We start from the raw sequence: 10,164 nt of genomic DNA on the forward strand, positions 1-10,164 counted from the left end.
ATTTTCCAAAAACAAACAACCCCAAGTGACCGAAAATGGCGACTTGAGGTTGTCATTTTACTTGGGCCGAAGCCTACAGTAATAAATTAAAGATCGAACTTAACTTCATCTAATAGCTTGATTGCTGCTGCGTGGTGGTCAGCGATCTGATCTAGAGAAATTGTATCAGCTTTGAATTCACCCCATGAAGCAACAAGCTCAGAAGGTTTAACGTCTGCTTTCACTGGGTATTCGTAGTTCACTTCTGCGTACATGCTTTGTGCTGTGTTACCAGATAGGAATTCCATTAGCTTAACGGCATTCTCTTCATTTGGAGAGTATTTAGCCATTGCCATACCAGAGATGTTTACGTGAGTACCTGTAGTCTCTTGGTTAGGGAAGTTAATGTAAACAGAGTCAGCCCAAGCTTTTTGCTCTTTATCATTAACCATCTTACCTAGGTAGTAGCTGTTACCAAGAGCAACATCACATAGACCTTCTTTAATCGCTTTAACTTGCGCGCGGTCGTTACCTTGAGGCTTACGTGCTAGGTTTGCTTTTACGCCTTCTAGCCATTCTTTCGTTTCAGCTTCACCTTTGTGAGCAATCATCGAAGATACTAGAGAAACATTGTATGGGTGCTTACCGCTACGAGTACAGATTTTGCCTTTAAATTCAGGCTTAGTTAGATCTTCGTAAGTGAACTCTTCACCTAGACGACCAACACGGTCACGTGAAGAATAAACGCTACGTGTACGAGTTGTTAGAGCAAACCACTCATTATCTGTATCTTGGTATTGAGCAGGGATGTTCTTTTCAAGTACATCGCTCTCTACAGATTGAACTAGACCTTGTTTAGTTAATTCAGATAGACGGCTGATATCTACAGTTAAGACAACGTCAGCTGGGCTGTATTCACCCTCTTGAGCTAACTTCTCTGCTAAACCTTTTTTAGCAAACTTAACGTTTACTTTAATACCAGTCTCTTTTGTGAACTCTTTGAACATTGGCTCAACAAGGAAAGGTTGACGGTAAGAGTATACGTTTACTTCTTCCGCAGCCATTGCTGTCGGGGCAATTACACCACACGCTAGAGCTGAAAGTGTTAGCAGTTTCTTCATTGTAAAATCCTTTATATCGAAATGATAATGTCTATCAGTTGCGTTATTATATTCATCATTAACATAATTACAATGACGACCAACAAAAAATCCGTCTACTCAGACCATTCAAACTCTCACTTTTGTAACAAACCATTTCAACTTTGTGTCTTGTCATTCCCCTTAAACAATGAGCCTAACTTCAACGTTCGTGTTTATATATTGTGCAACCGTAAATACAACAAAGCCCCGCAACAAGAGTTGCGGGGCTTTCTTTGTCTAACCTAACCCATTCAGATTAGGCGACGACTGTTGATTATTTTACTGATACAAACTCAGGGTAAGCGCCGACACCACAATCGTGCATGTCCATACCTTCAAGTTCTTCATCTTCCGTTACTCGGATACCGATTGTTGCTTTAAGCACTGCCCATACTGCTAGGCTAGCACCGAATACCCATGCAAAGATGACCGCTGCACCCATTAGCTGAGCACCAAACGTTGCATCAGCGTTGCTTAGTGGCACAGCCATTAGACCGAAGAAACCACATACACCGTGTACAGAGATAGCACCTACTGGATCATCAATCTTAGCTTTGTCTAGAGCGATGATGCTGAATACAACCAATGCACCAGATACCGAACCAATCGCTACAGCAAATAGAGGTGATGGTGATAGAGGGTCTGCAGTGATTGCAACTAGGCCCGCTAACGCGCCGTTAAGAATCATTGTTAGGTCTGCTTTACCCCAAGTTGTTTTACATACTAGCAGTGCTGCAATTGCGCCCGCTGCTGCTGCTGCGTTAGTGTTAAGGAAGATTTGACCTACTGCTGTTGCGTTCTCAAAATCCGAAACCATCAGTTGAGAACCGCCGTTGAAACCGAACCAACCAAACCAAAGGATAAATGTACCTAGCGTTGCAAGTGGCATGTTTGAACCAGGAATCGGGTAGATTTCACCGTTCTTACCGTATTTACCTTTACGAGCACCGAGTAGTAGAACACCAGCCAACGCTGCTGCTGCACCAGCCATGTGTACGATACCTGAACCTGCGAAGTCACTGAAACCCGCTTCTGATAGGAAACCGCCGCCCCAAGTCCAGTAACCTTCAACGGGGTAAATGAACGCTGTTAGTACTACAGAGAAGATTAGGAATGACCAAAGCTTCATACGCTCAGCAACCGCACCAGATACTACAGACATTGCTGTTGCAACGAATACTACCTGGAAGAAGAAGTCTGATTCTAGTGAGTGGTCTGCGCCTTCACCTTGTGTACCAATTAGAGTACCAAATGATGGCAACCAACCGCCTTCACCGTTGTCGACATACATGATGTTGTAACCAACCACTAAGAAAGCTGTACAAGCAATTGCGTACAAACAGATGTTCTTAGTTAAAATTTCTGTGGTGTTCTTTGAACGAACTAGGCCAGCTTCTAACATCGCGAAGCCTGCTGCCATCCACATTACCAACGCACCTGAAATGAGGAAGAAAAAAGTGTCTAGTGCGTAACGTAGTTCCGTTACTGTTGTTGTAAGTTCCATATTAAAGTCTCCAGTCCTTGTAATTCTTTAAAGTGCTTCAGCATCCATTTCACCAGTACGAATTCGTACGGCTTGGCTTAGGTCATACACAAAAATTTTGCCGTCGCCGATTTTTCCGGTGTGTGCCGCTTGGCTAATCGCTTCAACAACTCGGTCAACATTCTCAGCTTGGGTAGCAATCTCTAGCTTAACTTTTGGTAGGAAATCCACTTGGTACTCTGCACCACGATACAATTCAGTGTGTCCCTTCTGACGACCAAAGCCTTTCACTTCAGAAACAGTCATACCTTCAATACCCACATCAGAGAGCGCTTCGCGTACATCGTCTAATTTGAATGGCTTAACAATGGCATTTATTAATTTCATATTCGTTCCTTAAATTCTTACTTAATCCGTTAATTCTCTTATTACAATCCAAGTAGCGTGCCAAAAAGTTAAATTATTGATTTTAAACAACATTAATATAATAAGGTCGTAACAACGAAAAAGGCCGCACCAATATGGTGCGGCCTTTTCACTATCTTAATGCGTTGCACTATTGTTGCTCCAGTTTTGGGCAACGGAGCCTGCAAAGCTCTGAGTGACTAACAAATAGGTATTAGCGACTAGTAACCTAAAAAATCCATCCAGCGTTCGATGAGCAGTTCGAAATCGTCGATTCCACAGCTTGCTTGGCTTTCACAGTTATAGAAGTCGAACTCACTGCCCTCTTCCATCTCTTGCTCATGCGCTAACACGTTTTCTTGAATCGTTACTTCGTCTTCATTAATCGCAAGGCTAATCTCTTTGCCAAGCAACGTCACTTCATTGCTCAAGTCCTGTCGAGATTGCTCAATCAACGCCATCACATGATCTAATTTTTGCTTATCTTTACCGATCTCTTCTTGAAGCCAACGGCCAACAATCTCATGGCCCATGCTGCATTTCACATAGTATTCACCCATTAGAGTGTTTCTAGTAAATTCGAATTCCATAAGACTCCAAAGCTCTAATAAAAAGAGGCTCAATAAAAGGGTTGTGGCAAAAATGAGGCGAGAGTATATAGCGAAGTCATCAAGAGATCGAGTCGCTCGTCGTCCAGTATTCGGACATAAAAAAACGCCTACCGAAGTAGACGTTCTATCATTTGGGTTCCTCTAAATAGTTGGAGTTGCAGTTAGGCGACAAGTTCGTTCATCCCTATGAGCATAGAAGCTCTATGTGATTAGGGCGGCCGGCGCTCCGGTGAACGTACGCAGTCAACAACGCTGCAGCTACAAATATAACGAGGAACTAAGCTGGTTCTTGGAAGATAACCGTGTCTGCTTTTTCCGTGTACTGACCCATTTTATGGAAGTTCAGGTAACGGTATGTATCAGCAGCCGTTGCATTAATCTTCTCAGCGTACTCTAAGTACTCTTCTTTCGTTGGGATGCGACCTAGAATCGCGCCAACAGCAGAAAGCTCAGCAGAAGCCAGATAAACGTTCGCGCCATTACCTAAGCGGTTCGGGAAGTTACGCGTTGACGTCGACATAACCGTCGAAGCATCAGCAACACGAGCTTGGTTACCCATACATAGTGAACAGCCAGGAGTTTCGATACGTACCCCAGCACGACCGAAGATGCCGTAGTAGCCTTCTTCTGTCAGTTGGTCTTTATCCATCTTCGTTGGCGGAGCCACCCATAGGCGAGTGTTTAGCGAGCCGTTAAACTCTTCTAGCATCTTACCTGCAGCACGGAAGTGACCGATGTTCGTCATACAAGAACCGATGAACACTTCTTGAATCTCAGTACCTTGAACGTCCGAAAGAAGACGAGCATCATCTGGATCATTTGGTGCACATAGGATTGGTTGATCGATGTCAGCAAGATCAATCTCAATAACATGCGCGTATTCCGCATCTGAATCAGCAGATAGCAACTCAGGGTTCGCTAACCACTCTTCCATTGCTGTGATACGACGCTCAATCGTACGAACATCACCGTAACCTTCAGCAATCATCCACTTAAGCATAACGATATTCGAGTTCAGGTACTCATCGATAGACTCTTGAGATAGCTTAACCGTACAACCTGCAGCAGAACGCTCAGCAGATGCATCAGAAAGCTCAAATGCTTGCTCAACAGATAAGTGCTCAACACCTTCAATTTCTAGTACACGACCAGAGAATTCGTTGATCTTACCGGCTTTCTCTACCGTTAGTAGACCTTGCTTGATACCGTAAAGAGGAATTGCATGTACTAGGTCACGTAGCGTGATACCCGGCTGCATTTCACCTTTAAAGCGAACCAAGATAGATTCAGGCATATCAAGAGGCATAACGCCAGTTGCCGCAGCAAATGCTACTAAGCCAGATCCCGCAGGGAATGAAATACCTAGAGGGAAACGAGTATGCGAGTCACCACCTGTACCTACAGTATCAGGAAGAAGCATACGGTTTAGCCATGAGTGAATAACGCCATCACCCGGACGAAGTGAAACACCCGCACGGTTCATGATGAAATCAGGTAGCGTATGGTGAGTGTTTACATCGACTGGTTTAGGGTATGCCGATGTGTGACAGAAAGACTGCATTACAAGGTCTGCAGAGAAACCAAGACACGCCAGATCTTTAAGCTCATCGCGAGTCATAGGACCGGTCGTATCTTGAGAACCGACTGTCGTCATTTTAGGTTCACAGTACTGACCAGCACGCACACCTTCAACGCCGCATGCTTTACCAACCATCTTCTGAGCTAGCGTGTAGCCTTTATCAGATGCAGATGGGTCGATTGGTTTAGCAAACAGATCCGTTTCTTCTAGACCTAGAGCGTCACGAGCACGACCCGTTAGACCACGACCGATGATCAGTGGAATACGGCCACCAGCACGCACTTCATCAAGAAGTACTTTGCTTAGCTCAAAGTTTGAAATCACAGAACCGTTCTTGTGAACAACACCTTCGTACGGGTAGATATCAATGATGTCGCCCATGTTCATATCTTGTACGTTCAGTTCAATGGGTAGTGCGCCTGAATCTTCCATTGTGTTGTAGAAGATTGGTGCAATTTTACCACCAAGACAAACACCGCCAGTACGCTTATTTGGTACGAATGGGATATCTTCACCCATAAACCAAAGTACTGAGTTTGTTGCCGATTTACGTGAAGAACCTGTACCAACAACATCACCAACGTAAGCCAGTGGAATGCCATCTTTTTGCATTTCTTCAATTTGTTTGATTGGACCAACGCTACCCTGTTCATCTGGAGTAATGCCATCACGTTCCATCTTCAGCATCGCTTTCGCGTGTACTGGGATGTCAGGACGTGACCATGCATCAGGCGCTGGAGATAGGTCATCGGTGTTCGTTTCACCGGTAACTTTAAATACTTTAACGGTGATCTTTTCCGCTACTTTGTTTTTCGCTGTAAACCATTCAGCATCAGCCCAAGATTGAAGCACTTGTTGTGCAGATGCATTGCCAGCTTTCGCTTTCTCTTCTACGTCATAGAACGCATCGAACATCAGTAGAGTATGAGATAGAGCTTTAACAGCGATTGGAGCAAGCTCAGCATCGTCTAGTAGAGATACTAGAGATTCGATGTTGTAGCCGCCTTGCATGGTACCAAGCAATTCTGCAGCTTTTGCTTTGCTTACTAGTGGAGAAGCTACTTCACCTTTAGTGATAGCCGTAAGGAAGCCAGCTTTTACGTAAGCGGCTTCATCTACACCCGGTGGAATGCGATTTTCTAGTAGGTCAAGAATGATTTCTTCTTCACCTTGAGGTGGATTCTTCAGAAGTTCAACTAGGCCAGCTACCTGCTCAGCATCTAGTGGTTTTGGAACAACTCCTTCGGCAGCACGTTCTTCGACGTGTTTACGGTAGGCTTCAAGCACGACTTTTTTCCTCTCATTGCGGTTCACTTCTTCCCTTCATAATTGTTAGTAAAATAAAGAAGTGAACATCCTTGGAAACTTGGCTCTCCATTGCCATTTTTGTCATTCAATTTGTATTGATGAGCGGCGTCATAGAGGCCAAACTGTGGGCGGTAGAATAGCAAATTTAACGTTAAATTAAAATCTTATCATTTTGACCAACATAGCAAGTTAAGACGAAAGTCCCACTATTTTTGCCTAATTACGCACTTAAATGGCGACTCTGCGCATGATTATTTGTAGGACGTACCTACAATCAGATACACCGAATCGAAATTATCTTCGGTTCGGCCATAAGCTAAAATGATCGGCCCGATTGGTGAATCGACACCTGCGAAAACAGAACCCGCGGTGTACATTGGCGCTTCATCAATACTCAAATCATTGTTCGACCAAACACCACCATGCTCAATGGATGCACCCACGTAGAATGGTGATTCAAAGAGGCCGAAGTCATTTTCAAACCACTTATAACGATAAATAAGGCTGGTGTACGCCAAGTTCTGACCAATCATACTGTTCCTTGGAATACCTGATAGGTTTAAGAAGCCACCAAGCTCTTTGGGATCAATAGGGAAAATCGAATTTTTGCTCTCTACAATACCGTAATCGAGCTTTGCGACTAAAGTATGCTTCTCGATACTCTTTGCTGCCATTAAATTAGCCGAAAACTCATAAACCGTATCGCTCTCAGACGTCAACTCTGTTTCGTTAATCGAGCTATCATTCTGAAAGTCATCATGAGAAACAAGGTATTCTAAATCAACAAAATAACCTTCAGTTGGCAAGCTGAAGTTATCCAAAGTATCCAATCGATAATTGATAAATCCACCAATACGCGTGTAACCACCATTACCTAACGAAGGTAAAGAAGCCACCTCAACATCCCCATCAGTATAACGAACACCAAACTTCAGCTCTTGCCATAAGGTAGGTTGATAGCCTAACGCTAATTCACCGACATACTCGCTATAGGTCATTGGAAAGTAGTCTTTCGTTACGTCCAGTGTCGGCTCTTCAATATCGTCAATATCTACCGGTAGATTTCTGTTTTCCTTGCTATAAACAACCGATGCAGAAGTGAACAATTTTTGACTCGAAAAGAATGGCGAGTAGAGTTCGGCCTCAATTCGTTTATCCGTACCCATCTCGATATTGGTTCTTAACTCTGCACCGTGCGAGTTGATATCGGTAAAGTTGGCGGAGACACCGATCGAGTACTGGCTAGTAGTAGAGAAATCATCTTCAAGAAAGAAACGAAAGTTGAGGTAGTTTGGCCCCCAAGACTTTTCATCCACATTCACCGTAAGTTGCTCTTCACCGTCAACATTATCAAACTCATAAGTGACCAACTCAAATCTATCCAGTGCATAGAGGTCTTGCACTTTAGATTCAATTTCACTGGTCTTTAAGATCTTACCGGAATCTAGGTTTAAACGGTTTTCGATCAGCTTATCGGAATAGTGGGTATTGTTATTGATAACAACTCGGTCAACGACGGTCTTATCGCCGTGCTTCAGCTGTCTGCGTGCTTTTTGTTTGTCCTCGATATAATGCTGATAATCGGCATTTGAGAGCGATAGCTTAGAAAGTTCATCAGTATGCTGCTTAGCAGCTTCATAACCCGCGAGGAAAGCCGATGGCATTTTATCAAATTCTGTCGTCTCCATTTCCCCAACATCTGGGCGCAGGAAGACATCATCGTCTGTGAGTGTTTCAGCTTGCTCTTGGGTGCTGCGTTGAACAAGATAATTAGAGAGTTGGTCAGCTGCGGCTAGAAAATTCGTGAAATCATCTTTGCCTTTGTAGTTGGTACTAATATCCACCGCAATGACGATGTCTGCACCCATCGCTCTGGCTACGTCGACGGGCATATTATTGGTGACACCACCATCAACCAGCATTCGACCATCTAGCTCATAAGGGGGAAGCGCTCCGGGAACTGACATACTGGCCATCATGGCATCAACAAGGTGACCATGGTCGATGACCACCTCTTCAAGTTCGATAATGTCGGTTGCGACGGAACGGTATGGAATCGCAAGATGGTCGAAAGAATCGAATGAGGATAGATTACCTGTGGTCTCACGCAGAATACGTAACATATTCTGGCCTTGCACCACCCCTTTCCTTGCTTTGATTTCGCCCCAACCTAAGCCGAGATCGGTGTTCAGTTGGTAGCGGTCTTCATATTCTTTGTCACGTACACGGCGATCACTACGGTTAACGCGATCACGATAACCGCGATTCCAATCGACCGTATAAATAAAGCTCTCGATCTCGTCTGCGCTCATCCCTGTCGCATAAAGACCACCAACGTATGAGCCCATACTGGTACCGGTAATATAATCAACCGGGATTTGCATCTCTTCTAGAGCTTTAAGCACACCAATGTGAGCTGCACCTTTTGCCCCACCACCAGCAAGAACGACAGCAACGGTTGGTCTTTTATGAGCTTGTTCAGCCTGCTGAGATTGATCAACCTGTGTCGCGGTAGATGCAAACAGCTGAAAACTGATTACAGTACCCACAATGCCTAAGCCGCTCACTATCCAACGAGAAATCATTCTTTAAACTATCCTTGTCATTCTTTTCTGTTATGACTTTACCACTGAAAAAGCTTCTTTAGCCACTGTTTTGGTTGACTTTCACAGCCCTTTTTAATGTTTCCATTCTCATCCCAAACAGGCAGTTTCACCGCACCATCACAGTCAAACTCTAAAGCCCCTTCAGAAGTTCGAGTAAAACTGGCCGTCGTAATCCCATTCGGCCAAGGCAGTAATAATTGCTCCGGAGTTCTATGTTTAAGATAATCGGCATAGACACGTAACGCACCACTTGAGCCCGTTAGTTTAGTCGGCTTATTATCATCGCGCCCTAGCCAGATGGTGGTGACTTCACGGCCATCAACCCCAACAAACCAACTGTCTCGACTGTCATTACTGGTGCCCGTTTTACCTGCTAACCCTGCCCAAGCAAACTGGCCTTGTAGGAAACGACCCGTACCTTCCGATACACCACGCTTCATCGCATAAGTTGTTAACCAAGCAGCTTGCTGATCAACACTTTGCGATACGCGAGGGATTGATTGATATAAAACCTCGCCATCATTATCAACCACAGAACGAAGAGCAGACAAAGGTGCGATACGACCAGAGTTGGTAATGGTTTGGTACATCTGCGCTACTTGGAACGGAGTCAGTGAGAACGAACCCAAAAACATCGACGGCACTGGGCGTATCTCATTTTTATCGACACCCAGCTTTTCAATCGTATCCGAGACGCTATCAATGCCTAACTGCATGCCCAAACGAACGGTAGGTACGTTGTAAGACTTAGAAAGCGCCACATACAAGGGCACATCTCCGCGGAACTTACGATCGAAGTTTCTTGGGCTCCATACGCTGCCTTTACTGCCTTTCAAGCTCAGTGGCGTGTCCTTCAGTGTTGTCGCCAACGTGTACTTTTGGGGTTGTTCTAAGGCGGTTAAGTAGATTGCAGGCTTAACCAAAGAACCAATAGGACGACTCGCGTTCAAGGCACGGTTAAAGCCATCGTAGCCAGTACGCTTACCACCGACCATCGCTCGGATTTCACCGGTATTTCTATCCACGGCAATAGCCGCAGCTTCCCGTTTGT

At 44.6% G+C, this 10,164-nt stretch carries 7 protein-coding genes; all 7 read right to left on the reverse strand.

All coding sequences use genetic code 11. The features are described from left to right. Positions 1–86: 86 nt before the first annotated feature. Complete coding sequence (locus tag A142_RS10470) at positions 87–1,100, reverse strand: Fe(3+) ABC transporter substrate-binding protein (protein WP_019824377.1); 1,014 nt, start codon at positions 1,098–1,100, stop codon at positions 87–89. A gap of 295 nt (positions 1,101–1,395) precedes the next feature. Then, positions 1,396–2,625 carry an ammonium transporter gene (locus A142_RS10475; RefSeq protein ID WP_017059420.1) on the reverse strand — a complete coding sequence of 410 codons (1,230 nt, stop codon included), beginning with the start codon at positions 2,623–2,625 and terminating at the stop codon, positions 1,396–1,398. A 27-nt stretch (positions 2,626–2,652) separates the two neighbouring features. Continuing rightward, on the reverse strand, positions 2,653–2,991 hold the full coding sequence (glnK, locus tag A142_RS10480; protein ID WP_004738200.1) for a P-II family nitrogen regulator: 339 nt from the start codon (positions 2,989–2,991) through the stop codon (positions 2,653–2,655). 239 nt (positions 2,992–3,230) lie between these two features. Further along, the gene (locus A142_RS10485; RefSeq protein WP_019824378.1) at positions 3,231–3,599 is read right to left on the reverse strand and encodes a YacL family protein; all 369 of its coding nucleotides are present in this window, start codon (positions 3,597–3,599) and stop codon (positions 3,231–3,233) included. A gap of 298 nt (positions 3,600–3,897) precedes the next feature. Next, entirely contained in the window at positions 3,898–6,486 is a 2,589-nt protein-coding gene (gene acnB, locus A142_RS10490; protein ID WP_029405579.1) for a bifunctional aconitate hydratase 2/2-methylisocitrate dehydratase, read from the reverse strand. A 272-nt stretch (positions 6,487–6,758) separates the two neighbouring features. Beyond that, on the reverse strand, positions 6,759–9,092 hold the full coding sequence (locus A142_RS10495; RefSeq protein WP_019824383.1) for a patatin-like phospholipase family protein: 2,334 nt from the start codon (positions 9,090–9,092) through the stop codon (positions 6,759–6,761). Positions 9,093–9,130: 38 nt separating this feature from the next. Beyond that, a partial coding sequence (locus tag A142_RS10500; RefSeq protein ID WP_019824384.1) for a penicillin-binding transpeptidase domain-containing protein occupies positions 9,131–10,164 on the reverse strand: 1,034 nt, incomplete at its 5' end.

The organism is Vibrio splendidus 12E03 (assembly GCF_000272105.2).
Lineage (GTDB): Bacteria > Pseudomonadota > Gammaproteobacteria > Enterobacterales > Vibrionaceae > Vibrio > Vibrio splendidus_I.

Excerpts from the sequence above, each read along its gene's own strand:
- A142_RS10485 (WP_019824378.1), bottom strand. The coding sequence starts at position 3,599 with ATGGAATTCGAATTTACTAGAAACACTCTAATGGGTGAATACTATGTG.
- A142_RS10475 (WP_017059420.1), bottom strand. The coding sequence starts at position 2,625 with ATGGAACTTACAACAACAGTAACGGAACTACGTTACGCACTAGACACT.
- A142_RS10495 (WP_019824383.1), bottom strand. The coding sequence starts at position 9,092 with ATGATTTCTCGTTGGATAGTGAGCGGCTTAGGCATTGTGGGTACTGTA.
- A142_RS10470 (WP_019824377.1), bottom strand. The coding sequence starts at position 1,100 with ATGAAGAAACTGCTAACACTTTCAGCTCTAGCGTGTGGTGTAATTGCC.
- glnK (WP_004738200.1), bottom strand. The coding sequence starts at position 2,991 with ATGAAATTAATAAATGCCATTGTTAAGCCATTCAAATTAGACGATGTA.